Origin of the sequence: Pseudomonas putida (assembly GCF_002025705.1) — a bacterium.
Lineage (GTDB): Bacteria > Pseudomonadota > Gammaproteobacteria > Pseudomonadales > Pseudomonadaceae > Aquipseudomonas > Aquipseudomonas putida_J.
In genome coordinates, this window is the sequence record NZ_CP018846.1 from 4,823,145 (window position 1) to 4,846,785 (window position 23,641).

The following is a 23,641-nucleotide window of genomic DNA, read 5'->3' on the forward strand; positions in this document are numbered from 1 at the left end:
TTATCTGAATACCTTAGGCGTCATCACGGGCGACACCGGGTTAATCGTCGAGGCGCTCTTCGAGTTGGCGCACTTCTTGGGCGAGCTTGTCGAGGAACTGCATGCGGCGCATCAGGCGCTCGGCCTTGTCGCGCTCGGCAGGCACATCCCAGCAGGCGGCGAAATCCTCGTTCAGCGTGTCCTGAGCGGCCTTCAGGCGCTTCTTGAACACGGCCACGCCATCGAGGTCGGCTTCGTCCTGCAGCTCTTCCAGCTCTTCGCGCCACTGCATCTGCTGCAACAGGAAGTCAGGGTCATGGACCGTGACCTCCTGGGGCACTTCGTGGCCACCGATTGCCAGCAGATAGCGGGCACGGCGCGGCGCACTGCGCAGGGTCTGGTAGGCGTCGTTGAGGGCCGCGGACTTTTCCAGCGCTACCCGCTGCTCGCGCTCGGAAGCGTCGGCGAAGCGGTCCGGATGGACCTCACGGGCCAGCTCGCGATAGCGAGTGGCCAGTTTATCGAGGTCTAGGCGGAAACAGGGCTGGAGGTCAAACAGAGCGAAATGACAAGGAGTACCCACGGCCAGCCTCAGACGTTGAAGCTTTCGCCGCAGCCACACTCACCGCGCACGTTGGGGTTGTTGAACTTGAAGCCTTCGTTCAACCCTTCCTTGACGAAGTCCAGCTCGGTGCCGTCGAGGTAGACCAGGCTCTTGGGATCAATGATCACCTTGACGCCATGGTTCTCGAATACCTCGTCTTCTTCGGCCAGCTCGTCGACGAACTCCAGCACGTAGGCCAGGCCCGAGCAGCCGGTGGTGCGCACGCCCAGGCGAATGCCCTCACCCTTGCCGCGCCCGTCGAGGGAGCGGCGAATGTGGTTGGCGGCGGCTTCTGTCATGCTGATAGCCATCGGAACTCCTTGACTCTTACCTTGCAACGGGCGGCTTAGATCAAGCCTTTCTTCTGCTTGTAGTCGCGAACGGCTGCCTTGATGGCATCTTCGGCGAGTACCGAGCAGTGGATCTTAACTGGCGGCAACGCCAGTTCTTCCGCCAGCTGGGTGTTCTTGATGGTTTCGGCTTCGTCCAGGGTCTTGCCCTTCATCCACTCGGTGGCGAGGGAGCTGGAGGCGATGGCCGAACCGCAGCCGTAGGTCTTGAACTTGGCGTCTTCGATGATGCCTTGCTCGTTGACCTTGATCTGCAGACGCATCACGTCACCGCACGCAGGGGCGCCGACCATGCCGGTACCGACATCCGGGTCTTCGGCGTTCATCTTGCCGACGTTGCGTGGGTTTTCGTAGTGGTCGATGACCTTTTCACTGTATGCCATGGTGCAATTCCTTCCTCATCAGGGAGCCGCTCTTGCCGGCGACTGCTTAGTGGGCGGCCCACTCGATCTTGGAGATGTCAACGCCGTCTTTGTACATGTCCCACAGCGGCGACAGCTCACGCAGTTTGTTAACGGCCATGCAGACTTGCTGCGCGGCATAGTCGACTTCTTCTTCAGTGGTGAAGCGGCCGAAGGAGAAGCGGATCGAGCTGTGCGCCAGCTCGTCGTTGCGGCCCAGAGCGCGCAGTACGTACGACGGCTCGAGCGAAGCGGAGGTACAGGCCGAACCGGACGACACGGCGATGTCCTTCAGGGACATCAGCAGCGACTCGCCTTCGACGTAGTTGAAGCTCAGGTTCAGGTTGTGTGGCACGCGGGCAGTCTTGCTGCCGTTGACGTACAGCTCTTCGAGGTCCGAAACCTGCTTGAAGAAGCGGTCGCTCAGTGCCTTGATGCGCACGTTCTCGGCGGCCATTTCCTGCTTGGCGATGGCGAAAGCTTCGCCCATGCCGACGATCTGGTGGGTCGGCAGGGTGCCCGAACGCATGCCGCGCTCATGGCCACCGCCGTGAATGATGGCTTCCAGGCGCACACGCGGCTTGCGGCTGACGTACAGCGCGCCGATACCTTTAGGGCCGTAGACCTTGTGCGCAGAGAACGACATCAGGTCGACCTTCAGCTTCTGCAGGTCGATTTCGACCTTGCCGGCCGACTGGGCGGCGTCGACGTGGAACAGTACGCCGCGCGAACGGGTCAGTTCACCGATGGCGGCGATGTCGTTGATCGAGCCGACTTCGTTGTTCACGTGCATCAGCGAGACCAGGATGGTGTCGTCGCGCAGGGCGGCTTCGACCATGGCCGGGGTGACGATGCCGTCTTCGCCCGGCTCCAGGTAGGTGACTTCGAAACCTTCACGCTCGAGCTGGCGAGCGGTATCCAGGACCGCCTTGTGCTCGATCTTGGAGGTGATGATGTGCTTGCCCTTGGTCTGATAGAAGTGCGCCACGCCTTTCAGGGCGAGGTTGTCGGACTCGGTGGCACCGCTGGTCCAGACGATTTCGCGCGGGTCGGCGTTGATCAGCTCGGCAACCTGACGGCGGCCGTTCTCGACCGCTTCTTCGGCCTTCCAGCCGAATACGTGGGAACGCGAGGCCGGGTTACCGAAGTTGCCGTCGACCAGCAGGCAGTCGGCCATCTTCTGGGCGACACGAGGGTCGACCGGCGTGGTAGCGGAGTAATCGAGGTAGATCGGCAACTTCATGGGTATCTCCTATCAGGCGGTGGCGTCGCTCGTCACTGCAAAGGTCAGTCGACGGCGGACGTCTCAATCTTGTCCAGCTGGGCGGTACGGCCTGCGACACGCCGCAGGTCCTGGCGCTGGGCGACTTCCTGCACCTCACGGCGCATGACGAGGTCGGCCAGGCTGATGCCGCTGAGGAATTCGTGGATCTGCTGGCTGAGGTCGCACCACAAGTGGTGGGTCAGGCAGGTGTCACCGGCATGGCAATCCCCGAGGCCCTGGCAACGGGTGGCGTCGACCGATTCGTTGACCGCGTCGATGACCTGGGCCACCTGGATGGTTTCCATGCCGCGCGACAGCTGGTAGCCACCGCCCGGACCGCGCACGCTGGAGACCAGACTGCTGCGGCGCAGCTTGGCGAACAGCTGTTCCAGATAAGAGAGGGAAATGCCCTGGCGCTCGGAAATGTCGGCCAAAGACACCGGCCCATGCTGCGCGTGCAGTGCCAGGTCGAGCATGGCAGTGACGGCGTATCGGCCTTTGGTAGTCAGTCGCATGGCTAATGGGTACCACGGGAGTTACGGGATGTGTGCGAGTATGCGATTCCCGAGCATTTAAGTCAACTATTAGACCTACTGCTTTAGTCGGGTTTGCATCAGGGAGGCGGGCGCGATTGTAGCAGCAAAGGGGCGTGAGCACACGCCCCATATGTCAGTACGACTTCAGCGCGGCGCAATCAATGCGACTGAGTGTCGCGCTGGGCAGCCTGGCTTTCGACCGCGAAGTCATCCTCCGGCAGCTTCGGCAGCTCCTTGGCGCAGTAGTCACTGCCCATCTTGGTCAGTGCCCCGCACATGCCCTCCAGGCGCTCGTCGACGGCCTGCAGGTGGTCGAGCATCTGGCCGATGGCGCGAGCCACCGGGTCAGGCATGTCGCCACTGACGCCATAGGCATCGAAGCCGATCTTTTCGGCCATGGCCTTGCGCTTGGCCTCGACTTCGCTGTCTTCGCTCTTGACGATGATCCGCCCCGGGATACCCACTGCAGTGGCACCCGCCGGCACCGCCTTGGTCACCACCGCATTGGAGCCGATCTTGGCCCCGGCACCGACAGTGAACGGACCGAGCACCTTGGCGCCCGCCCCCACCACTACACCGTTCTCCAAAGTCGGGTGACGCTTGCCTTTGTTCCAGCTGGTGCCACCCAGGGTCACGCCCTGATAAAGGGTGACATCGTCGCCGATCTCGGCGGTTTCGCCAATGACGATACCCATGCCGTGGTCAATGAAGAAGCGCCGACCAATGGTCGCACCGGGGTGGATCTCGATACCGGTCAGCCAACGACCGAAGTTCGACACCAACCGTGCCAGCCACTTGAAATCGCGCTTCCACAGGGCATTGCCCAGCCGGTGCAACCAGATGGCGTGCATGCCGGGGTAGCAGGTCAGCACCTCGAAGGCGTTGCGCGCCGCCGGGTCTCGATGGAATACGCTCTGGATATCTTCACGCAGACGTTCGAACATCTGTCAGTCCTTCCTTTTATGCGGCTCGCCCCGGACGACCTTCTGGGTCTCGGTGAGGATGCCGCGCAAAATGCTCATTTCCGAACGATTGACCGAGCTGCGCCCATACAGCCGGCGCAGGCGCGGCATCAGGTGCTTGGGCTTCTCAGGGTCGAGGAAGCCGATGTCCACCAGGGTTTTCTCCAGGTGTTCATAGAACAGCTCCATTTCGTCCATGGTCGCCAGCTCGTTGCTGCGCAGCGAGTTGGCGTCGAACTTCTCGACTTTCGAAGGCGTACCTTCGGCTGCCAGCCAGGCCATGCGCACCTCGTAGGAGAGCACCTGGACTGCGGCGGCAAGGTTCAGCGAGCTGAAGTCGGGGTTCGAGGGAATGTGCACGTGGAAGTGACATCGCTGCAGTTCTTCGTTGGTCAGGCCGGCGTGTTCGCGCCCGAACACCAGGGCGATCTCTTCACCGCCGCTGGCATGCTCCACGGCCTTGGCCCCGCACTCGCGCGGGTCGATCAACGGCCAGGGGATGCTGCGCTCACGGGCACTGGTGCCCATGACCAGGTTGCAGCCGACCAGCGCCTCTTCAAGGCTGTCGACCACCTGGGCACTGGCCAGGATGTCGTCGGCGCCCGAGGCGCGGGCGGTGGCGTCGCCGGACGGGAACTCTTTTGGCTGCACCAGCACCAGACGCGACAAGCCCATGTTTTTCATGGCACGCGCAGCGCCGCCGATGTTGCCGGGGTGGCTGGTATTGACCAGAACAACACGAATATTTTGCAGCAAGGTGTTGTGCTCACAGATGCAGGTTTGGGGGAAATCGATCTTACAGAACCGACCAGCGTAACGCCATGAAAGCAAATGTGACACTTCTGCCGCCAAACTTTTCTGCTAGAATGTTCGGCTTTCTTCTTTAACATCTCCAGGTGACCCGCCCATGCAGCCTATGCTGAATATCGCCCTGCGCGCCGCTCGCAGCGCCAGTGAACTGATTTTCCGCTCCATCGAACGCCTGGATAGCATCAAGGTCGACGAGAAAGAGGCCAAGGACTACGTCTCCGAAGTGGATCGCGCCGCCGAGCAGAGCATCGTCAACGCCCTGCGCAAGGCCTACCCGAACCACTCCATTCAAGGTGAAGAAACCGGCCTGCACGCCGGCACCGGCGAAGAAGGCAAGGACTACCTGTGGATCATCGATCCGCTGGACGGCACCACCAACTTCCTGCGTGGCATCCCGCACTTTGCTGTCAGCATCGCCTGCAAATACCGTGGCCGCCTCGAGCACGCCGTGATCGTCGACCCGGTTCGCCAGGAAGAATTCACCGCCAGCCGTGGCCGTGGCGCCCAACTCAATGGCCGCCGCCTGCGCGTCAGCTCGCGCACCAGCCTGGACGGCGCCCTGCTGGGCACCGGCTTCCCGTTCCGTGACAACCAGATGGCTGACATGGACAACTACCTGGGCATGTTCCGCGCCCTGACTGGCCAGACCGCCGGCATCCGCCGCGCCGGCTCCGCCAGCCTGGACCTGGCCTACGTGGCCGCCGGCCGTTTCGACGCCTTCTGGGAGTCGGGCCTGTCCGAGTGGGACATGGCTGCGGGCGTGCTGCTGATCCAGGAAGCCGGCGGCCTGGTGAGCGACTTCAACGGTGGCCATGACTTCCTCGACAAGGGCCACATCGTTGCAGGCAACATCAAGTGCTTCAAGGCCGTATTGACCGCTATCCAGCCGCACCTGCCAGAGCACATGAAGCGCTAAGCGCGGATTGCAGGCAAAAAAAAGCACCCCTCGGGGTGCTTTTTTTATGCCTGTGCTTACTGCCCGGCTTCGCCCCCTGTAGGAGCGCAACTGGTTCTACTGCCCGGCTTCGCTGAGGACCAACTTGCCATTCTTGTCCAACGGAATGGTCGAACCTGGCTCGCGATCCATCTTCACTTGGCCAACCTGGTCGCCAATGGTGTATTTGACGTTGTAGCCCACTACCTTTTCGCTGATGTCATTGACCGTGTTGCAGCGGGTTTGCGTGGTGGTGTAGGTGTCACGCTGCTGCATGCCCTCCTGCACCTTGTTACCGGCATAACCACCACCGACCGCACCGGCCACGGTGGCGATCTTCTTGCCAGTACCGCCGCCGATCTGGTTACCCAGCAAGCCGCCAGCCAGAGCACCCACTACAGTGCCGGCGATCTGGTGCTGGTCCTTGACCGGCGCCTGACGCGTGACGGCAACGTCCTTGCAGACCTCGCGTGGAGTTTTGACCTGTTGCTTGATCGGTTGCACGTCGGTGACCTGGGCATATTCAGGCCCCTTGTTCACCAAGCTGTAGGTGGCGACAGCACCTCCGGCAGTAACACCGACAGCACCCAGCACAGCGCCTACGAGCATTGATTTGTTCACATGAACCTCCTGTTTTACCTGCAGGGGCTAACCTGCTTTCTCCCAGCCTTGGAGCAAAAAAAAAGGCGCGAGTTCAACACTCGCGCCTTTTTTGCCGCCGAACGGCGTAGGACTAGTCCTTAAGGACGGTCATCCACACCTTCGTTTTTCACCGGCGGGATCAGGTCTTCGCTGTTCAGGTTCAGCCAGATCAGTACCACGTTGGCGATGTAGATCGACGAGTAGGTACCGGCCATGACACCGATGAACAATGCCAGGGAGAAGCCGAACAGGTTGTCACCACCGAAGAACAGCAGCGCGGCGATCGCCAGCAAGGTCGACACCGAGGTGGCGATGGTGCGCAGCAGGGTCTGGGTGGTCGAGACGTTGATGTTCTCGATCAGCGAGGCCTTGCGCATCACGCGGAAGTTCTCACGCACCCGGTCGAAGACAACGATGGTGTCGTTCAGCGAGTAGCCGATGATCGCCAGCACCGCCGCCAGCACCGTCAGGTCGAAGGTGATCTGGAAGAACGACAGGATACCCAGGGTCACCACCACGTCGTGGATCAGCGAGACGATCGCGCCCACGGCGAACTTCCACTGGAAGCGGAACGCCAGGTAGATGAGGATGCCGCCCAGTGCCAGGAGCATGCCGAGGCCACCCTGGTCGCGCAGCTCTTCACCCACCTGCGGGCCGACGAACTCGACACGCTTGAGGGTGGCCGGGTTGTCGCCGCCGGCCTTCTGCAGGGCCGCGCCAACCTTGGCACCCAGCTGCGGGTCATCGCCCGGCATACGCACCAGCAGGTCGGTGGTGGCGCCGAAGCTCTGCACCACGGCCTCGTGGAAGCCGGACTCGACCAGCTCGGCACGGACCGCCTTGAGGTCAGCCGGGCGCTCGTAAGTCAGCTCGATCAGCGTACCGCCGGTGAAGTCCAGGCCGAAGTTCAGGCCCTTTTGCCACCAGCTGAACAGCGCCAGCACGGTGAGGAGCACGGTAACGGCGAACGCGACATTGCGCACGCCCATGAAGTTGATGGTTTTCATCGCAGCTCCCTCAAACCCACAGCTTCTTGATGTCACGCCCGCCGCAGGTCAGGTTGACCATTGCACGGGTCACCATGACGGCGGTGAACATCGAGGTGAAAATCCCGAGGGACATGGTTACCGCGAAGCCCTTGACCGGGCCGGTTCCCATGGCGAACAGGATGCCGCCGACCAGCAGGCTGGTCAGGTTGGCGTCGATGATCGCGGTGTAGGCGCGGTTGAAGCCTTCGTGAATGGCGCGCTGCACCGACATGCCGGCATTAAGCTCCTCGCGGATACGCGAGAAGATCAGCACGTTGGCGTCCACCGCCATACCCATGGTCAGCACGATACCGGCAATACCAGGCAGGGTCAGGGTCGCGCCCAGCAGCGACATCAGCGCCAGCAGCAGCACCATGTTGCCCGCCAGGGCGATGGTGGCGATCACGCCGAAGCCGCGGTAGATGGCGATGATGAACAGCGAGACGAACAGCATGCCCCACAGCGACGCATCGATACCCTTGGTGATGTTGTCAGCACCCAGGCTTGGGCCAATGGTACGTTCTTCTGCGAAGTACATCGGCGCGGCCAGACCACCGGCACGCAGCAGCAACGCAAGTTCCGACGATTCACCCTGGCCGTTCAGGCCGGTAATACGGAACTGGCTACCCAGCGGCGACTGGATGGTCGCCAGGCTGATGATCTTCTTCTCTTCCTGGAAGCTCTGTACGGCAACGTCCTTCTCGACACCGTCGACTGTCTGCTTGACGTAGCGAGTGACCGGCTTCTGTTCGATGAAGATCACCGCCATGCTGCGGCCGACGTTGCTGCGGGTCGCGCGGCTCATCAACTCGCCACCGTGGCCATCCAGGCGGATGTTCACCTGCGGACGGCCATGCTCGTCGAAGCTGGCCTGGGCGTCGGTAACCTGGTCACCGGTGATGATCAGGCCACGCTCGACGGCAGCGGAACGGTTGCCTTCACGGAACTCGAAGACCTCGGTAGTGGCCTTGGAAGCACCCGGCTCGGCGCCGAAGCGGAACTCCAGGTTGGCGGTCTTGCCGAGGATACGCTTGGCTTCAGCAGTGTCCTGCACGCCTGGCAGCTCGACCACGATGCGGTTGGCACCCTGGCGCTGCACCAGCGGCTCGGCCACACCCAGCTCGTTCACACGGTTGCGGACAGTGGTCAGGTTCTGCTTGATCGAGTATTCGCGGATCTCGGCGACTTTCGCCTGGGTCAGCGCCAGACGCAGCACGGCAAGCTCGTTGCGCTCGGTGGTGGTCAGGTCGAAATCATTGAAATTCTTGCGGATCAGGGCACGTGCCTGTTCGCGGGTAGCATCGTCAGCGAAGCCCAGCATCACACCGCCATCCTGCTGCGGCAGGCTGCGGTAGCGGATGCGCTCTTTGCGCAGCAAGGTCTTGACCTCGCCTTCGTAGACTTTCATGCGGGCGCTCATGGCCTTGTCCATGTCCACTTCCAGCAGGAAGTGCACACCACCGGACAGGTCCAGGCCCAGCTTCATCGGGCTTGCACCCAGGTTACGCAGCCACTGCGGGGTAGTCTGGGCCAGGTTCAGGGCCACGACGTAATCATCGCCCAGTGCCTTGCGCACTACATCCTTGGCTGGCAGTTGATCTTCCTGGTTGGTCAGGCGAATCAGCCCACTGCCCTTCTCACCCAGGCTCGCGCCCTTGACGGTGATGCCGGCATCGACCAGCGCCTTGCTGACGCGATCGAGGTCGGCCTGCTTGACCTGCAGCGCCGAGCTGGCACCGCTGATCTGCACCGCCGGATCATCCGGGTAGAGGTTGGGAGCGGAATAAATGAAACCGATCGCCAGTACCACCAGGATCAGTGCGTATTTCCACAGAGGGTATTTGTTCAGCATCACGCCGCCCGTTCAAGACGCGGGGCGCTTTGCGCGCCCCGACTGGAAAAATGAAACCGGTAACTCAGATAGCCTTGAGCGTACCTTTTGGCAGGGTTGCCGCGATGGCACCCTTCTGGAACTTCAGTTCGACGGTGTCGGAAACTTCCAGGACCACGAAGTCATCGGAAACCTTGACGATCTTGCCGGCGATGCCGCCGTTGGTGACAACTTCGTCACCTTTCTGCAAGTTGCTCAGCAGGTTCTTCTGCTCTTTGGCACGCTTGGACTGCGGGCGCCAGATCATCAGGTAGAAGATGACCAGGAAACCGACCAGGAAAATCCACTCAAAGCCGGTGCCGGCTGGGCCAGCGGCAGGTGCTGCAGCGTCCGCGTATGCGGCGGGGATCAAGAAGCTCATTGGGCACTCCTAATGTAATTTTCTAATAATGGATGCGAACAGTCAGTCCAAAGGCGGCACAGGCAGCCCGCGCTTGGCGTAGAAGGCGTCGACAAAGGCGGCCAATTTACCCTGTTGAATAGCCTCGCGTAAACCGGCCATCAAGCGCTGGTAATGGCGCAAGTTGTGGATGGTATTCAGCATGCTGCTCAGCATTTCGCCGCACTTGTCCAGATGATGGAGATAAGCGCGGGAGAAGTTGGTGCAGGTGTAGCAGTCACAGGTCGGATCCAGCGGCGAATCATCATGGCGATGGAACGCGTTGCGGATCTTGATCACCCCTGTATCGACGAACAGGTGGCCGTTGCGCGCGTTGCGCGTGGGCATCACGCAGTCGAACATGTCGACGCCGCGGCGCACACCCTCAACCAGATCTTCCGGTTTGCCTACCCCCATAAGGTAACGAGGTTTGTCAGCCGGCATCTGGGCCGGCAGGTAGTCGAGCACCTTGATCATCTCGTGCTTCGGCTCACCCACCGACAGGCCACCGATGGCCAGGCCGTCGAAGTCGATGTTGACCAGCGCTTCCAGCGAGCGCATGCGCAGGTCCTGGTACATGCCGCCCTGAACGATACCGAACAGCGCCGCGGTGTTGTCACCGTGGGCATTCTTCGAACGCTGGGCCCAGCGCAGCGACAGCTCCATGGAGGTGCGCGCCACGTCGTGCTCGGCCGGGTACGGCGTGCACTCGTCGAAGATCATGACGATGTCCGAGCCCAGGTCGCGCTGTACCTGCATGGACTCTTCCGGGCCCATGAACACCTTGGAACCGTCGACTGGCGAGGCGAAGGTCACCCCCTCCTCCTTGATCTTGCGCATGGCGCCCAGGCTGAACACCTGGAAACCACCGGAATCGGTGAGGATAGGGCCTTTCCACTGCATGAAGTCGTGCAGGCCGTTGTGCTTCTTGATCACCTCGGTACCCGGACGCAGCCACAGGTGGAAGGTGTTGCCGAGGATGATCTCGGCGCCGATGGCCTCGATGTCACGCGGCAGCATGCCCTTGACCGTGCCATAGGTACCGACCGGCATGAACGCCGGGGTCTCGACCGTGCCACGGGGGAAGGTCAACCGGCCACGACGGGCCTTGCCGTCGGTGGCCAGCAGTTCGAACGACATTCGACAGGTGCGACTCATGCTTGATCCTCTGGGCCGCGTGGCGCCGGATTGCGGGTGATGAACATGGCATCACCGTAACTGAAGAAGCGGTAACCGTTGTCGACCGCTGCCGCGTAGGCAGCCATGGTCTCGGGGTAACCGGCGAAGGCCGAGACCAGCATCAGCAGCGTGGACTCCGGCAGGTGGAAGTTGGTGACCAGGCAATCGACCACATGGAAGGGCCGGCCCGGATAAATGAAGATGTCGGTGTCACCGCTGAAGGCCTTGAGCACGCCATCGCGCGCTGCGCTCTCCAGCGAGCGCACGCTGGTGGTCCCGACCGCGATCACCCTGCCGCCACGGGCGCGGCACGCCTCGATGGCGTCGACCACATCCTGGCTCACTTCGAGCCACTCTTTATGCATGTGGTGGTCTTCGATCTTGTCGACCCGCACCGGCTGGAAGGTGCCAGCACCCACGTGCAGGGTGACGAAGGCGCGCTCGACACCCTTGGCAGCGATCTTCTCCAGCAGCGCTTCGTCGAAGTGCAGGCCGGCAGTTGGCGCGGCCACGGCACCGGCACGCTCGGCGTACACGGTCTGATACCGCTCACGGTCGGCGCCCTCGTCCGGGCGGTCGATGTAGGGCGGCAGCGGCATATGGCCGACGCGCTCGAGCAACGGCAGCACTTCTTCGGTGAAACGCAGCTCGAACAACGTGTCATGGCGGGCGACCATCTCGGCCTCGCCACCACCATCGATGAGGATCACCGCGCCTTCTTTAGGCGCCTTGCTGGCACGTACATGGGCCAGCACGCGGTGGCTGTCGAGCACACGCTCGACCAGCACTTCCAGCTTGCCGCCGGAGGCTTTCTGGCCAAACAGCCGCGCCGGAATCACCCGGGTGTTGTTGAACACCATCAGGTCGCCCGGCTGCAGATAGTCGAGCAAATCCGGGAATTGCTTGTGCGCCAGCGCCCCACTCGGCCCATCGAGGACCAGCAGACGGCTGCCATGGCGCTCTGCCAGAGGGTGGCGGGCGATCAGGGAATCGGGGAGTTCGAAGGAAAAATCGGCGACGCGCATGATGATGTTCGGGTTCGACAGGGCCGGGAAGTTTAGCCCAATGCGTGAAAATTGACCATGAAAGCCGATTGACCGACCAAGAGCACCTCTCTATACTGCGCGCCACAAGCCCTGATGGCGGAATTGGTAGACGCGGCGGATTCAAAATCCGTTTTCGAAAGGAGTGGGAGTTCGAGTCTCCCTCGGGGCACCAAGATCCAGAAAAAACCGACCTTATGGTCGGTTTTTTTGTGCGCGTAATTCAGCGCTGAACGGGACCCAGCCGAGCGGGTTTACCGCGACCAGCTCAAGCGTCTTTATCCGCGCAAGTCTTTCAGGCTGCCAATTTTGACGCCAACCCAATGGCCTGGGACCGGTCAGGCATCCGAGCATTCAATTGGCGGCAGCCCTGATAATGGCCATAAGCTGTCATTCGTCGGTTATATGCCGAAAGTATTGATAGCGTAATATCACTTCGCCATATTGCGCTCCCGTTATCCATGACCACCGCGTGCCCCATGAACAAAACCGCGCCCTGTCTGGCAGCAATGATGCTGCTGAGTGGGTGCAATGGAATGCCAACCGCATACGTTTCAAACCCCGTCTACGACCAGGCTTTTGTCGTCACCTCCGGTGCCCCCCTGCCGATGCTGCTGATGGCCACCGCCATCCAGTGGAACGAAGACTACGCCGTCACCGCCAAGCACACGCCGTTCCTGCCCAATGTTGTGCATGAAGGGCTGGGTGACGTGGTGTTCTTCAAGCACAAGGCCAGCAAGGTGCCGCAGTGGCGCCAGTTCGTGCCGGGCGAGTCGGTCACTGCGGTCGGCTTCAACAGCTTCATGATGCCGGTGCAAGGCAAGGGCCGTACGCTCGACTCGTTGGTGCGCCTTGAAGGCACGCCGGGAAGCGTCTTCTATTCGGTGCATGACGGCCCGATCACCAAAGGCATGTCTGGCGGCCCCGTGTTCGCCGACGACGGCAAGGTGGTCGGCATGAACGTCGCTTTCATTTCCAAGGACGGGATCAATGCCCGCAACCGCCCAGACCTGGCCGACAAGGCGCGGGTCAGCGTGTTCATGTCGTATAGCGAAATCGACAAGGAATGGCGCCGCTTCCAGTATCTGGCACACAAGGGCAAGCCGCACAGCGCGCCTGCTGCGATCAAGGGTTATGTGGCGGTAGCCAGCAAGCCTTGATCCAACGTGCGGGCGATCATGATACGGTGGCGGTCGCCACCGATGATGTGGCCAGCCCATTCACGCAAAGGACTTGCCATGCACCTTGTCCACCGCCCCGTCCAACCCAGCGACATCCCGGCCATCTGCAGCTTCGCGCAAGGCCCGGATGAGCTGTTCTACATGTTTCCCAAAGCCACCTACCCGCTCACACCCGTGCAATTGAGCGACGCCATCGCCCAGCGCAGCGGTTCGACCGTGGTCGAGGGCGATGGCCTGGTGCTCGGTTTCGCCAACTTCTACAAGGCCGAGCACGGCGGTATCTGCGCCCTCGGCAACGTGGTGGTAGCACCCGCCGCTCGCGGCCGGGGCGTGGCGCGTTACCTGGTGCAATGCATGGTCGACCTCGCCCGTGAGCAGTTCGCGGCGCGGGAAGTCTGGGTGTCGTGTTTCAACCACAACACGGCGGGTCTGCTGCTTTATCCACAGCTTGGCTTCGTACCTTTTGGCATCGAGGAGCGGCAGGATCAGGATGGCAAGCGGGTGGCCTTGGTGCAGATGAAAAAACAGATAAGTTGATTATCAGCGTGAAACAACGTGGGGCTGGGCGAAAAGGTCTACCCCAAGAGCACGTATGACCTTCAGCACGGTATCAAAGCGAGGCTTTGCTCCGGGGCTCAGCGCCTTGTAGAGGCTCTCTCGACCCAGCCCGCTTTGCGCCGCAATCTGAGTCATACCCTTGGCACGGGCTATATGACCAAGCGCACGAATGATTTCAGCGGTATCCCCATCAGCCAGCACCTGACTCAGGTATTCACTCACCGCCTCATCGCTATCGAGCAATGCCGCCATGTCGAAAGGAATAATTTCTTCTTTCATTTCAGCTCCTTAGCTAGTTGCTTGGCCTTTAGGATGTCGGCGCTCTGTGAGGATTTGTCTCCCCCTGCGAGCAACAGCAACACCCGCTTTCCTCGGTAGATAAAGTAGACGCGGTAGCCCGCAGATACGTTGATGCGAAGCTCACACAAGCCGTCACCAAGTGACTTGCAATCCCCAAGATTGCCCGTAAACGCTCGCTCGATCCTACGGGCAATCGCGAATTTGGCACGCTCATCTTTCAAGGCTGACAACCACAAGCCAAAACTCTTCGTTTGTTCGACAACATAGATCATGTTTGCGCCCAAATAGTATCCTCTTGGATACACTCTTTATCAAGTTTTGGAAGCGCCCCACTCTGCCCTGTCCTTAGCAATACACAATTCAGCAGTGTCCTCGATGGCTGTAAGCTTTTTCTCTACACGTCAATCGACAAAATCTCTTGCAACATCCAACTCCGAACCATTGCCAATCTTCGACGTCCGATCCCGCATCCCCCCCGGCTTTTCGAGGCAGCCCGCGTGAAAGACGTCATCGCCCGCAAATACCGTCTAGTCGTCAAGACCTTCGGCTACATCGGCTGGTCGCTGTTCTGGCTGCTGCTGTGGGACGTGCTGGTCACCATCGACTTCATGCTGTTTTTCAACAGCAAGTTCACCCTGCCGCTGATCCCGCTGACCTTGCTGGGTTCGGCGCTGGTGGTGCTGGTGAGCTTTCGTAACAGCAGCGCCTACAACCGCTGGTGGGAAGCGCGAACCTTGTGGGGAGCACTGGTGAACAGTTCGCGCAGCTTCGCCCGGCAGACGCTGACGCTGATCGATGACCCGCAGGACGGGCTGAACCCGGTGAAGGCGACCTTGCTGCGCCGGCACATCGCCTATGTGAACTGCCTGGCAGCGCATTTGAAGGGCGAGTCTTGCCCGGACGAACTGATGGCGTTCATCCCGCCGGGAGAGTTCGAGCGGCGTAACCGTTCGAACAACTTTGCCAATGACATACTCAGCGGCTCGGCGGCATTACTGGCACGGGAATACCAGGCCGGCCGGCTGGACAGCATTCGCCTGGCGCGGCTGGAGTCGACACTGGTGGACCTGTCCAATGCCCAGGGCGGCATGGAGCGTATCGCCAATACGCCGCTGCCCTACCCTTACGTGTATTTCCCACGGCTGTTCATCACGTTGTTCTGCCTGATCGTGCCGGTGGGGCTGGTGGAGTCGCTGGGTTGGTTCACACCGCTGGCGTCGACGGTGGTGGGCTTCATGCTGCTGGCGATCGAGCGGATCGGGACTGATTTGCAGAGTCCGTTTCGCTTCAGTGAGCATCAGATCCAGATGGATACGATTTGCGAGACCATCGAGAGGAATCTGGAATCGATGCAGCGGGAAGCTCAGTGTGGGGAGCTGGTGCAGTGAATGGGGCTGCTTTGCAGCCCCGGCTATCTGTCAGGCCCGCACATACCGCTGGCGCAACACGTCACTGAAGGCATCCACCAGCAGCACCAATACCAGCATCGCCATGATCACTGTGCTGGCCTGCGCCTCCTGGAACAGGCTCAAGGTGGTATAGAGCATCTGCCCCAGCCCGCCTGCCCCAACAAAGCCCAGCACACTGGCCATGCGAATGTTGTTCTCCCAGCGGTACAGGCTGTACGCCAGCAATTGGGGCCACAAGTTCGGCAAGGTTCCGAAACAGAAAGCCGCCACCTGCCCCCCGCCCTGCAGGCGAATCGCCGCGGCGGGTTCTGCCGGCGCATTCTCAAGCGCCTCGGCAAACAAACGCCCTAATACTCCTGACGTGTGAAGCGCCAAGGCCAAAGTACCGGCATTGGGCCCCAGGCCCGCCGCCAGCACCGTCAATGCGGCCCATACCAACTCTGGAATCGCCCGCAAGGCATTGAGCAGCAAGCGCGCCAGAGACTGCAGCGGCCAACCGAAGCGCCCCGCCGCCGGCAACGCCAACAGCATGCCGAGGGCCATGGCCAGCAGCGTGCCCAGGCCCGACATGGCCAGCGTTTCCAGTGCTCCGCGCCCCACCGCCTGCAGGTGCTCGCCGGACAGGTCCGGATGCAGGAAGCGCGCAGCGTACTCACCCATCTGCCCCAGCCCGCCATCGCCCACCAAGGCATGCAGGTCCAGCTGCAGATAACCGAACGACGCCACCACCGCCGCCATGATGGCAATGATCACCAGCAGATTGATCACCCGGTTCATGCCAGCCTCCCGCGCAGGAAGCGGCTGAGCAGGTCAGCCAGCAACACCAGGCCGAGGAACGCCAGCAGCATGCTCGCCACCTCGCCCCCGGCAAACATGCGCATCGACAGGTCGATCTGCTGCCCAAGCCCGCCGGCACCGACAAAGCCCATCACCACCGAAGCGCGCACGGCACATTCCCAGCGGTAGACGGTGTAGGACACCACCTCCGCCGACGCACTGGGCAGGATGCCGTAGAAGAATGCCGCCAACCGGCCACTGCCGGCCTGCAGCAAAGCATGCGCCGGGCGCTGGTCGACCGATTCGAAGATCTCCGCGTAGACCTTGCCGAGCATGCCGCTGTAAGTAATGGCGATGGCCAGTACCCCAGCCGTTGGCCCCAGGCCCACGGCCCGCACGAACAGCAGCGCCCACACGATCTCCGGCACGCTGCGCAGAAAAATCAGCAAACCGCGAACGGGCAGGCGCAACAAGCGCGACCACGGCCCTGCCCGGCCTCCACGGGAAGCGGCGCGCAGTGACAGCGCGCGGCTCGCCAGCAGGCTGGTCGGGACCGCCAGCAACAGCGCCAAGGCCATGCCGGCAGTCGCCACGGCCAAGGTCTGCAAGGTGGACTCGTACAACAACTGGAGGAATTCGGCACTGTGCGCCGGCGGCCAGAAGGCGCTGGTGAAGCTGGCGATCTGCTGACGGTTTTCTGCCTGCAGCAAAACGCCAGGGTTCAGCTCGCTCAACTGCAGCCCCGGCCACAGCACGGCCAACGCCAGCAAGGTCAACAGCAACCGCGGCAACGCGGCCGGGTCGCGGGCGTCGGCCTTCAGCATCGCGGAATCTGCACAGTCAGGGTCGGCCCTTGGGCTTGCGCTGGCGAGCCCAGTTGCTCGTTGGCGTACAGTGCATCCAACATTGGCCCGGTCACCGCCTCGGCCGGGCAGTCGAACACTACCTGCCCCTCACGAATACCGATCACCCGCGGAAAGTGCGCCAGCGCCAGGTCCACCGCATGCAGGCTGGCCACCAGGGTCACGCCATTGGCCTGGGCATGGCGATTGAGCAGTGCCAGGCTGTGGTCGGCCAGCACCGGGTCCATGGCCGACACCGGTTCGTCGGTCAACAGCACTTCCGGGCGCTGGTACAACACCCTGGCAATGCCCACCCGCTGCAACTGGCCACCGGACAACTGCCCGCACTGAACGAACAGCTTGTCGGCCAGGCCCAGCTCGGCCAAGGCTTGGCGCGCCCCCGGCACATCGGTCGGATATACCAGGTTGAGCAGGCCACGCAAGATGCCCCACTGCCCCAGGCGCCCCGCCAGAACAGCCGTCACCACACGCTGACGGGGAGGCAATGGCGGTGCCTGGTGCACCAGGCCGATGCGCGCGCGCAGGCGTTGGCGCGCCCCGGCAGACAGCGCCCAAGGTTGCTCACCGAACAGCTCCAGGTGCCCGCTGCTGGGCTGCACGGCGGTGGCCATCAGGTGCAGCAGGCTGGACTTGCCGGCCCCCGAGGGGCCGATGATCGCTACCCGCTCACCCTTGGCGATGCTCAGGCTGATCGAATCGAGCGCGCGGACCTGGCCGTGGCGCAGGCCGGCGCCGTGTACATGAATAGTCACTTGAGCAGGCCGGCCTCACGTGCGGCTTGCTCGGTGCCCACATAGTTTTCGGGCTTGGTCTCGATGAAGCGGCTGGCCGCCTGCAGGTCGAGAATCGCCTTGTGCTCCGGGTTGGCCGGGTCGAGGTCGAGGAAGGCTTTCTTGATTTTCTCTTTCAGCGCCGGGTCCATGTTGCCGCGCACGGTCCAGTTGTAGTCGTAATAGGTCGGTGTGGTGGCAAACACCTTCACCTTGCTGGTATCGACCTTGCCGGCATCGACCAGCTTCTGCCAGACGCTGGCATTGAGTACGCCGCCATCGACCTTGCCGGCCTGCACCCAGGCGACTGTGGCGTCATGGGCACCGGAATAGGCCACGCGGCTGAAGTAGCTCTCTGGCTTGATGTTGTCTTCCTTGAGCATGAAGTAGCGCGGCATCAGGCTGCCCGAAGTGGACGAGATCGAACCGAAGGCAAACGACTTGCCCTTGAGGTCGGCCAGGCTCTTCACTGCCGGGTTGGCGGTGATGAACTTGGAGGTGAACTGGGCGTCCTGCTCACGCTGCACCAGCGGCGTGGCGGTTGGGTCTTTCAGGTGCACCTGGACGAAGGTGAAGCCACCCAGCCAGGCCATGTCCAGGCGGTTGCTGGCCAGCGATTCGACTACCGCCGGATAGTCGGCCACCGGCACGAACTTCACCTCCATGCCCAGTTGCTTGGACAGGTACTCGCCCAGTGGCTTGAACTTGCGCAGCAGTTCGGTCGGCGCTTCGTCGGGGATGGCACTGACCCGCAAGGTGTCGGCAGCCTGGGCAACTACGGCACAGCAGGACAGCACGAGGCCGGCGGCGAGCGCCAGGGGGCGTTTGAGCATGGGAGTTCTCCGGTTCAATAGCGGGGAAAGTGCCGACAACACGCCGACGCTGGGAATTATAAGAGCCACAGGCGCAAAGGCCAGCTTTGCTACAATCGCGCAACAAATTGATCCCCTGAGGTGCATATGAGCGAGCCAATTCGCCTGACCCAGTACAGCCACGGTGCCGGCTGTGGCTGCAAGATCTCCCCCAAGGTGCTGGATGTGATCCTCGCCGAGAGCGGCGCCCAGGCCCTGGACCCGAAGCTGTGGGTGGGCAATGCCTCGCGTGACGACGCCGCCGTGTATGCCCTGGACGACGAGCGCGGGGTGGTATCGACCACCGACTTCTTCATGCCGATCGTTGATGACCCCTATGATTTCGGCCGCATCGCCGCAACCAACGCAATCAGTGACATCTATGCCATGGGTGGCGACCCGCTCATGGCCATCGCCATCCTCGGCTGGCCAGTCAACGTGCTGCCCCCGGAAGTCGCCCGCGAAGTGATCCGCGGTGGCCGCGCCGTGTGCGCCGAAGCGGGTATCCCGCTGGCCGGCGGCCACTCCATCGACGCCCCCGAGCCGATCTTCGGCCTGGCCGTCACCGGTGTGGTCAGCAAACGCCACCTCAAGCGCAACGACACCGCCACCGCCGGTTGCCGCCTGTACCTGACCAAGCCACTGGGCATCGGCATCCTCACCACCGCCGAGAAGAAGGCCAAGCTGCGCGAGCAGGACCAGGGCCTGGCACGCGACTGGATGTGCACGCTGAACACCCCGGGCAGCCGCTTTGGCAAGCTCGATGGGGTCAAGGCGATGACCGACGTGACCGGTTTCGGCCTGCTGGGCCACCTGGTCGAGCTGGCCGAGGGCAGCGGCCTGACAGCACTGCTGGACTACGCCGCCGTGCCGCGTCTGCCAAGTGTCGACCATTACTTGGCCGAGGGCTGCATCCCTGGCGGTACCCTGCGCAACTTCGACAGCTACGGGCACAAGCTCGGCACGCTGACCGACGAGCAGAAGCACCTGCTGTGCGACCCACAGACCAGCGGCGGCCTGCTGGTTGCCGTCACTGCCGAAGGTGAGGCCGAGTTCCTCGCACTGGCCGCCGAACTGGGCCTGAACCTGTCGCCGATCGGCCTGCTGGTCGAACGACAGAGCCACGCGGTCGAGGTGAACTGATGCGCCCCGACTGCACCGACTTCCGCCAGTTGTTCCTCGACGATGCGCCGATGATGGACATGCGCGCGCCGATCGAATTCGTCAAAGGTGCCTTCCCCGGTACCGTCAACCTGCCGCTGATGACTGACCAGGAGCGGCAGAAGGTCGGTACCTGCTACAAACAGCAGGGCCAGGCTGCGGCCATCACCCTCGGCCACCAGCTGGTCAGCGGCGCGACCAAGCGCGAGCGCCTGCATGCCTGGGCCAGCTTTGCCAAGGCCCACCCTGATGGTTACCTGTACTGTGCCCGCGGCGGCCTGCGCTCGCTGATCGTGCAGCAATGGCTGCGCGACGAAGCCGGCATCGCCTACCCGCGCATCAAGGGAGGCTACAAGGCCATGCGTACCTTCCTGCTGGAAACCACCCAGCAGGCCGTCGAGCAATGCGACTTCGTCCTGGTCGGCGGCCTCACCGGCACCGGCAAGACCGATGTGCTGCACCAGTTGAACAATGTGCTCGACCTCGAAGGCCACGCCAATCATCGCGGCTCCAGCTTCGGCAAGCGTGCCACCGGCCAACCGGCGCAGATCGACTTCGAGAACAAGCTGGCCATCGATGTGCTGAAGAAGCGCGCCCGAGGCATCGAACAGTTCGTGCTGGAAGATGAAGGCCGCATCGTCGGCAGTTGCTCGGTACCGCTGGAGCTGTACCAGGGCATGCAGCAGTACCCGATGGTGTGGCTGGAGGACAGTTTCGAGAACCGCGTGGAGCGCATCCTGCGCGATTACGTGATCAACCTGTGCGCCGAGTTCGTCGATGTGCATGGCGAGGAAAATGGCCGCAGGCTGTTTGCCGAGCGCTTGCTGCAGAGCATGGCCAATATCCACAAGCGCCTGGGTGGCGAGCGCTTCCAGCGCTTGTCCACAATCCTGGGCGAAGCGCTGGACGAGCAGCTGCGCAGCGGTGCGGTGGACCTGCACCGGGGCTGGATCGAAGGGCTGCTCAAGGAATATTACGACCCGATGTATGCCTACCAGCGCGAAGCCAAGGCCGAGCGGATCGAGTTCGCCGGAGATGGCGTGGAAGTGCGCGAGTACCTCAAGGCCCGCGCTCTGCGCGAACCAAAGCCCCAATCAGTCTGACAGGCTGGCGCGAATAGTGTGGGAGCGGCCTTGTGTCGCGAAAGGGCCGCAACGCGGCCCCAGCAATCTGTGCATTTGCGCCAAAATCCTGGGGCTGCTGCGCACCCCTTTCGCGACACAAGGCCGCTCCCACAAGAAGCGCGCAGGCTCAGCTTCAGTACGTGCCGCGCAGGGTCACCATGAAGTTGCGCGGTTCGCCGTAATAGTTGCCATAGGTCGAGGTCCCGACCGTCTCGTAGTATTTCTTGTCGAACAGGTTGTTGCCGTTGAGCGTCACGTTCCAGTGGTCGTCGACACGGTAATCGAGCAACGCGTTCCAGATCGCATAACCGCTCTGCTGGTAGTCGAACGCCACCGTCTGCCCGCCCGTCACAGCCGTCCCGCTGGTGTATGTCGCGCTCTGTACCTGCACCCCGCCACCCACCTTGAAGTCGCTGAACACGCCCGGCAGGCGGTAGGTGGTGTACAGCTTGAACAGGTGCTTCGGCATTATCGTGCTCAACGGCGTGTCGGCACTGCGGTTGCGGTTGAGGTTGAAGGTGTAGCCCCCGACCAGCATCCAGTCCGGCAACAGCTCGCCGGACACTTCCATGTCCACGCCCTTGCTCACCACCTTGCCGGTGGACACGTAGCAGCAACTGCCCGAGAAGCCGGCATAGCTGAAGTCGTAGCTCGGGTCCTGCACCGCCTCGTTTTCGCGGGTGGTGTAGTACAGCGCGACACTGGTGTTCAACGCACCGTCGAACAGTTCGCCTTTGAGCCCGGTTTCGTAGGTTTTGCCGGTCATGGGCTCTAACGGCCCACCAACACCCTCGGGCCCTGCCAGCTTGCTCGACTGCGGCTTGTAGATTTCCGCGTAGCTGGCATACGCCGACCATTGATCGTCAAGGTCGTAGACCAGCCCGGCAAATGGCGTGACCTTGGTGCCGATGCGCTGCTCGGGGCTGGAAACACTCACCGGCGTGGTCAGCGCGTTGGTGTAGGTTTGCCAGAAGTGGAAGCGCTGCGCACGGGCGCCGACGATCAGGTGCAGCGGTTCGGCCAGCTGCAGGCGCAGGCTGCCATACAGGCCGTACTGGCGCTGCGCGTTGGGGTTGTAGTCGCGCTTGTACTCCAGCGCGCTGCCCGGGTCATCGAACACCGAGTTGTCGGGGTCGAACAGATTGGCCGGCGAACCCGCAGCAGCGTATGGCGCAGTGCCCTGCCAACGGCTGTCGATTCGCTGGTAGTCAGCACCGAACACCAGCTCATGGTCCAGGCCAAAGGCCTGGAAGTGGCCGGAGAGGTTGCCGTCGTACAGCTGCTGTTCGCTCTGCTGGCGCACCCAGGTGCCGTACCAGGTCGCCCCGGTGCCGGTGGTGGCATCGACCGCATTCAAGGTCGTGGCGCTTTTGAACAACCCGAGGTCCCAGGTGTTGGTGTAGCTCAGGTTGAGCTTCCAATCGTCGTTGATACGGTGGTCGATCTTGGCGAAATACTCACGCGCCGTGGCGTCGAGGTACGCCCAGTTCTTGGTCAGGCCGGTGTGCCGGGGCAGGTTCAGATCGGCCCCGTTGCTGTAACGGGGCAGCGAGTTATTGGTGCCGTTTTCGTGAGACTTGTTGTAGCGCGCGCCGAAGGTGAGCAAGGTATCGTCGGTGACGTCCGCTTCTAGCACGCCATAGGCCAGGGGCTTTTCAGTGGCGCGGTTATCCACGAAATACTGGCGATCAGTGTTGGCCAGCACCAGGCGTCCGCGCAGGCGGCCATCCCAGCCCAGCGGGCCGGACAGGTCGACCTCCTGGCGGTAGTTGTCCCAGCTGCCGGCCGAAAGGGTCAGCTTTAGCTGGTTGAAGGCGGTGGGCCGCTTGCGCACCAGGTTGATGATACCGCCCGGGTCGCCAGAGCCACCGTACAAGGCCGCCGTTCCACGCAGGACCTCGACGTGGTCGAACTCGGCCATGTCGAAGATGTTCGAAGAGTAGAACGAGCCCATCGCAGTGCCCAGTGACTGCGGCGCGGCGCCATCGATCTGCACGTTCTGGATGCTGAAACCGCGCGAGATGAAGTCCTGGGTCCGGAAGGTGGTGCTCTGGGTGACGATGCCAGGCGTGACTTTCATCGCCTGGTTGATATCGGTGATCTGCTGGTCCTCGATCAGCTGGCGGGTCACCATCGACACCGATTGCGGCGTCTGGCGCAGGCTGGTGGGGCTCTTGGAGCCTACGCTGACCAGGCCCGGAGCATAGGAGCCGGTGTTTTCCGTGCTCTCGCCCATGCCCTGCCCGGCCACTGTGGTGGCGCTCAGCTCCATGACCTCGCTGCCGGCTGCCGCCTGCGGCTCGGCCACCAGGCGGTAGCCGTTGCCGCTGCGCTCGCTGCGGTAGCCGCTGCCGGCCAGCAGCACGGCAAAGCCACTGTCGACCGAGTACAACCCCTGCAAGCCGGCACTGCGCCGGCCGGCCAGTGCTTCAGACGGGAACGCCAGCGGCACGCCGGCTTGTTGGGCATATTGCCCGAGCACTTCGGCCAGGTTGCCCGCCGGTACATCGAAGTGGCGGCGGGCGGCTTCCTCGGCCACCGCCGGCAGGGCCAGAGCAGGCAGCGCCAGGCCGGCGCAGGCCAGGCGCAGGCACAAGGCCAGCGGGCTGAGAGAGGGTTGGCCAGGGAATCGGCGCATGATCGAA

At 62.4% G+C, this 23,641-nt stretch carries 26 protein-coding genes and 1 tRNA gene; 7 read left to right on the forward strand and 20 right to left on the reverse strand.

From position 1 onward, the window contains the following. Positions 1-40: 40 nt before the first annotated feature. From hscB to trmJ, 7 genes are all read right to left on the reverse strand, one after another. The gene (gene hscB, locus BUQ73_RS21905; protein ID WP_027920280.1) at positions 41-562 is read right to left on the reverse strand and encodes a co-chaperone HscB; all 522 of its coding nucleotides are present in this window, start codon (positions 560-562) and stop codon (positions 41-43) included. 8 nt (positions 563-570) lie between these two features. Next, entirely contained in the window at positions 571-894 is a 324-nt protein-coding gene (iscA, locus tag BUQ73_RS21910) for an iron-sulfur cluster assembly protein IscA (RefSeq protein WP_027920281.1), read from the reverse strand. A gap of 35 nt (positions 895-929) precedes the next feature. After that, complete coding sequence (gene iscU / locus BUQ73_RS21915; protein WP_007929523.1) at positions 930-1,316, reverse strand: Fe-S cluster assembly scaffold IscU; 387 nt, start codon at positions 1,314-1,316, stop codon at positions 930-932. 46 nt (positions 1,317-1,362) lie between these two features. Continuing rightward, positions 1,363-2,577 (reverse strand): IscS subfamily cysteine desulfurase, encoded by a 1,215-nt coding sequence (locus BUQ73_RS21920; protein WP_027920282.1) that lies wholly within the window; start codon positions 2,575-2,577, stop codon positions 1,363-1,365. Between the two features lie 44 nt (positions 2,578-2,621). After that, positions 2,622-3,113 carry a Fe-S cluster assembly transcriptional regulator IscR gene (iscR, locus tag BUQ73_RS21925; RefSeq protein ID WP_008092572.1) on the reverse strand — a complete coding sequence of 164 codons (492 nt, stop codon included), beginning with the start codon at positions 3,111-3,113 and terminating at the stop codon, positions 2,622-2,624. A 179-nt stretch (positions 3,114-3,292) separates the two neighbouring features. Next, a complete protein-coding gene (gene cysE / locus BUQ73_RS21930; RefSeq protein WP_079229653.1) occupies positions 3,293-4,078 on the reverse strand; it encodes a serine O-acetyltransferase in 786 nt (261 codons plus the stop codon). Between the two features lie 3 nt (positions 4,079-4,081). Next, positions 4,082-4,852 carry a tRNA (cytosine(32)/uridine(32)-2'-O)-methyltransferase TrmJ gene (gene trmJ / locus BUQ73_RS21935; protein WP_079230606.1) on the reverse strand — a complete coding sequence of 257 codons (771 nt, stop codon included), beginning with the start codon at positions 4,850-4,852 and terminating at the stop codon, positions 4,082-4,084. Between the two features lie 151 nt (positions 4,853-5,003). Here trmJ and suhB point away from each other — a divergent pair, with 151 nt between their 5' ends. Next, positions 5,004-5,822, forward strand: a complete 819-nt coding sequence (suhB, locus tag BUQ73_RS21940; RefSeq protein ID WP_016393981.1) for an inositol-phosphate phosphatase — start codon at positions 5,004-5,006, stop codon at positions 5,820-5,822. A 96-nt stretch (positions 5,823-5,918) separates the two neighbouring features. On the opposite strand, the gene BUQ73_RS21945 is transcribed toward suhB, so the two are convergent. The 6 genes from BUQ73_RS21945 to queA form a co-directional block, all read right to left on the reverse strand. Beyond that, positions 5,919-6,461 (reverse strand): glycine zipper 2TM domain-containing protein, encoded by a 543-nt coding sequence (locus BUQ73_RS21945; protein ID WP_079229654.1) that lies wholly within the window; start codon positions 6,459-6,461, stop codon positions 5,919-5,921. A gap of 119 nt (positions 6,462-6,580) precedes the next feature. Next, positions 6,581-7,489, reverse strand: coding sequence for a protein translocase subunit SecF (gene secF, locus BUQ73_RS21950; protein WP_079229655.1), 909 nt, complete (start codon positions 7,487-7,489; stop codon positions 6,581-6,583). A 10-nt stretch (positions 7,490-7,499) separates the two neighbouring features. Then, positions 7,500-9,362, reverse strand: a complete 1,863-nt coding sequence (gene secD / locus BUQ73_RS21955) for a protein translocase subunit SecD (RefSeq protein ID WP_060485345.1) — start codon at positions 9,360-9,362, stop codon at positions 7,500-7,502. Between the two features lie 64 nt (positions 9,363-9,426). Further along, positions 9,427-9,762: a preprotein translocase subunit YajC gene (yajC, locus tag BUQ73_RS21960; protein WP_027920288.1), complete on the reverse strand. Its 336-nt coding sequence runs from the start codon at positions 9,760-9,762 to the stop codon at positions 9,427-9,429. Positions 9,763-9,804: 42 nt separating this feature from the next. Continuing rightward, positions 9,805-10,920 carry a tRNA guanosine(34) transglycosylase Tgt gene (gene tgt / locus BUQ73_RS21965; RefSeq protein ID WP_162144435.1) on the reverse strand — a complete coding sequence of 372 codons (1,116 nt, stop codon included), beginning with the start codon at positions 10,918-10,920 and terminating at the stop codon, positions 9,805-9,807. A gap of 14 nt (positions 10,921-10,934) precedes the next feature. Next, a complete protein-coding gene (gene queA / locus BUQ73_RS21970; RefSeq protein WP_079229656.1) occupies positions 10,935-11,984 on the reverse strand; it encodes a tRNA preQ1(34) S-adenosylmethionine ribosyltransferase-isomerase QueA in 1,050 nt (349 codons plus the stop codon). Positions 11,985-12,092: 108 nt separating this feature from the next. Between queA and BUQ73_RS21975 the strand changes: the two genes are divergently transcribed. From BUQ73_RS21975 to BUQ73_RS21985, 3 genes are all read left to right on the forward strand, one after another. Further along, positions 12,093-12,177, forward strand: a tRNA-Leu gene (locus tag BUQ73_RS21975). A gap of 337 nt (positions 12,178-12,514) precedes the next feature. Then, entirely contained in the window at positions 12,515-13,162 is a 648-nt protein-coding gene (locus BUQ73_RS21980) for a trypsin-like peptidase domain-containing protein (RefSeq protein ID WP_027920290.1), read from the forward strand. Positions 13,163-13,240: 78 nt separating this feature from the next. Continuing rightward, positions 13,241-13,720 (forward strand): GNAT family N-acetyltransferase, encoded by a 480-nt coding sequence (locus BUQ73_RS21985; RefSeq protein ID WP_079229657.1) that lies wholly within the window; start codon positions 13,241-13,243, stop codon positions 13,718-13,720. 3 nt (positions 13,721-13,723) lie between these two features. Here the strand turns inward: BUQ73_RS21985 and BUQ73_RS21990 are convergent, their stop codons facing one another. Both BUQ73_RS21990 and BUQ73_RS21995 read right to left on the reverse strand, forming a co-directional pair. Further along, a complete protein-coding gene (locus tag BUQ73_RS21990) occupies positions 13,724-14,020 on the reverse strand; it encodes an addiction module antidote protein (protein ID WP_079229658.1) in 297 nt (98 codons plus the stop codon). After that, entirely contained in the window at positions 14,017-14,313 is a 297-nt protein-coding gene (locus tag BUQ73_RS21995) for a type II toxin-antitoxin system RelE/ParE family toxin (RefSeq protein ID WP_079229659.1), read from the reverse strand. Before BUQ73_RS21995 ends, BUQ73_RS21990 begins: the two co-directional genes overlap by 4 nt. Positions 14,314-14,538: 225 nt before the next feature. Here BUQ73_RS21995 and BUQ73_RS22000 point away from each other — a divergent pair, with 225 nt between their 5' ends. Beyond that, positions 14,539-15,429: a bestrophin family protein gene (locus tag BUQ73_RS22000; protein ID WP_079229660.1), complete on the forward strand. Its 891-nt coding sequence runs from the start codon at positions 14,539-14,541 to the stop codon at positions 15,427-15,429. A gap of 30 nt (positions 15,430-15,459) precedes the next feature. Here the strand turns inward: BUQ73_RS22000 and phnE are convergent, their stop codons facing one another. The 4 genes from phnE to BUQ73_RS22020 are packed head-to-tail and all read right to left on the reverse strand — an operon-like array spanning position 15,460 to position 18,693. Continuing rightward, on the reverse strand, positions 15,460-16,227 hold the full coding sequence (gene phnE / locus BUQ73_RS22005; protein ID WP_079229661.1) for a phosphonate ABC transporter, permease protein PhnE: 768 nt from the start codon (positions 16,225-16,227) through the stop codon (positions 15,460-15,462). Beyond that, complete coding sequence (locus tag BUQ73_RS22010; protein ID WP_079229662.1) at positions 16,224-17,051, reverse strand: PhnE/PtxC family ABC transporter permease; 828 nt, start codon at positions 17,049-17,051, stop codon at positions 16,224-16,226. Before BUQ73_RS22010 ends, phnE begins: the two co-directional genes overlap by 4 nt. Next, a complete protein-coding gene (locus tag BUQ73_RS22015) occupies positions 17,045-17,842 on the reverse strand; it encodes a phosphonate ABC transporter ATP-binding protein (RefSeq protein ID WP_079229663.1) in 798 nt (265 codons plus the stop codon). Before BUQ73_RS22015 ends, BUQ73_RS22010 begins: the two co-directional genes overlap by 7 nt. Next, the gene (locus BUQ73_RS22020) at positions 17,839-18,693 is read right to left on the reverse strand and encodes a putative selenate ABC transporter substrate-binding protein (protein WP_079229664.1); all 855 of its coding nucleotides are present in this window, start codon (positions 18,691-18,693) and stop codon (positions 17,839-17,841) included. The genes BUQ73_RS22015 and BUQ73_RS22020 overlap by 4 nt, the downstream gene beginning before the upstream one ends. A 126-nt stretch (positions 18,694-18,819) precedes the next feature. Between BUQ73_RS22020 and selD the strand changes: the two genes are divergently transcribed. Further along, positions 18,820-19,854, forward strand: coding sequence for a selenide, water dikinase SelD (selD, locus tag BUQ73_RS22025; RefSeq protein WP_079229665.1), 1,035 nt, complete (start codon positions 18,820-18,822; stop codon positions 19,852-19,854). After that, the gene (mnmH, locus tag BUQ73_RS22030) at positions 19,854-20,975 is read left to right on the forward strand and encodes a tRNA 2-selenouridine(34) synthase MnmH (RefSeq protein WP_079229666.1); all 1,122 of its coding nucleotides are present in this window, start codon (positions 19,854-19,856) and stop codon (positions 20,973-20,975) included. The genes selD and mnmH overlap by 1 nt, the downstream gene beginning before the upstream one ends. Before the next feature lie 154 nt (positions 20,976-21,129). On the opposite strand, the gene BUQ73_RS22035 is transcribed toward mnmH, so the two are convergent. Continuing rightward, the gene (locus BUQ73_RS22035) at positions 21,130-23,634 is read right to left on the reverse strand and encodes a TonB-dependent siderophore receptor (RefSeq protein WP_079229667.1); all 2,505 of its coding nucleotides are present in this window, start codon (positions 23,632-23,634) and stop codon (positions 21,130-21,132) included. Between the last annotated feature and the right edge of the window lie 7 nt (positions 23,635-23,641).

Excerpts from the sequence above, each read along its gene's own strand:
- iscA (WP_027920281.1), bottom strand. The coding sequence starts at position 894 with ATGGCTATCAGCATGACAGAAGCCGCCGCCAACCACATTCGCCGCTCC.
- iscU (WP_007929523.1), bottom strand. The coding sequence starts at position 1,316 with ATGGCATACAGTGAAAAGGTCATCGACCACTACGAAAACCCACGCAAC.
- BUQ73_RS21920 (WP_027920282.1), bottom strand. The coding sequence starts at position 2,577 with ATGAAGTTGCCGATCTACCTCGATTACTCCGCTACCACGCCGGTCGAC.
- iscR (WP_008092572.1), bottom strand. The coding sequence starts at position 3,113 with ATGCGACTGACTACCAAAGGCCGATACGCCGTCACTGCCATGCTCGAC.
- cysE (WP_079229653.1), bottom strand. The coding sequence starts at position 4,078 with ATGTTCGAACGTCTGCGTGAAGATATCCAGAGCGTATTCCATCGAGAC.
- suhB (WP_016393981.1), top strand. The coding sequence starts at position 5,004 with ATGCAGCCTATGCTGAATATCGCCCTGCGCGCCGCTCGCAGCGCCAGT.
- secF (WP_079229655.1), bottom strand. The coding sequence starts at position 7,489 with ATGAAAACCATCAACTTCATGGGCGTGCGCAATGTCGCGTTCGCCGTT.
- secD (WP_060485345.1), bottom strand. The coding sequence starts at position 9,362 with ATGCTGAACAAATACCCTCTGTGGAAATACGCACTGATCCTGGTGGTA.
- yajC (WP_027920288.1), bottom strand. The coding sequence starts at position 9,762 with ATGAGCTTCTTGATCCCCGCCGCATACGCGGACGCTGCAGCACCTGCC.
- tgt (WP_162144435.1), bottom strand. The coding sequence starts at position 10,920 with ATGTCGTTCGAACTGCTGGCCACCGACGGCAAGGCCCGTCGTGGCCGG.
- queA (WP_079229656.1), bottom strand. The coding sequence starts at position 11,984 with ATGCGCGTCGCCGATTTTTCCTTCGAACTCCCCGATTCCCTGATCGCC.
- BUQ73_RS21980 (WP_027920290.1), top strand. The coding sequence starts at position 12,515 with ATGCTGCTGAGTGGGTGCAATGGAATGCCAACCGCATACGTTTCAAAC.
- BUQ73_RS21985 (WP_079229657.1), top strand. The coding sequence starts at position 13,241 with ATGCACCTTGTCCACCGCCCCGTCCAACCCAGCGACATCCCGGCCATC.
- BUQ73_RS21990 (WP_079229658.1), bottom strand. The coding sequence starts at position 14,020 with ATGAAAGAAGAAATTATTCCTTTCGACATGGCGGCATTGCTCGATAGC.
- BUQ73_RS21995 (WP_079229659.1), bottom strand. The coding sequence starts at position 14,313 with ATGATCTATGTTGTCGAACAAACGAAGAGTTTTGGCTTGTGGTTGTCA.
- phnE (WP_079229661.1), bottom strand. The coding sequence starts at position 16,227 with ATGAACCGGGTGATCAATCTGCTGGTGATCATTGCCATCATGGCGGCG.
- BUQ73_RS22010 (WP_079229662.1), bottom strand. The coding sequence starts at position 17,051 with ATGCTGAAGGCCGACGCCCGCGACCCGGCCGCGTTGCCGCGGTTGCTG.
- BUQ73_RS22020 (WP_079229664.1), bottom strand. The coding sequence starts at position 18,693 with ATGCTCAAACGCCCCCTGGCGCTCGCCGCCGGCCTCGTGCTGTCCTGC.
- selD (WP_079229665.1), top strand. The coding sequence starts at position 18,820 with ATGAGCGAGCCAATTCGCCTGACCCAGTACAGCCACGGTGCCGGCTGT.
- mnmH (WP_079229666.1), top strand. The coding sequence starts at position 19,854 with ATGCGCCCCGACTGCACCGACTTCCGCCAGTTGTTCCTCGACGATGCG.
- BUQ73_RS22035 (WP_079229667.1), bottom strand. The coding sequence starts at position 23,634 with ATGCGCCGATTCCCTGGCCAACCCTCTCTCAGCCCGCTGGCCTTGTGC.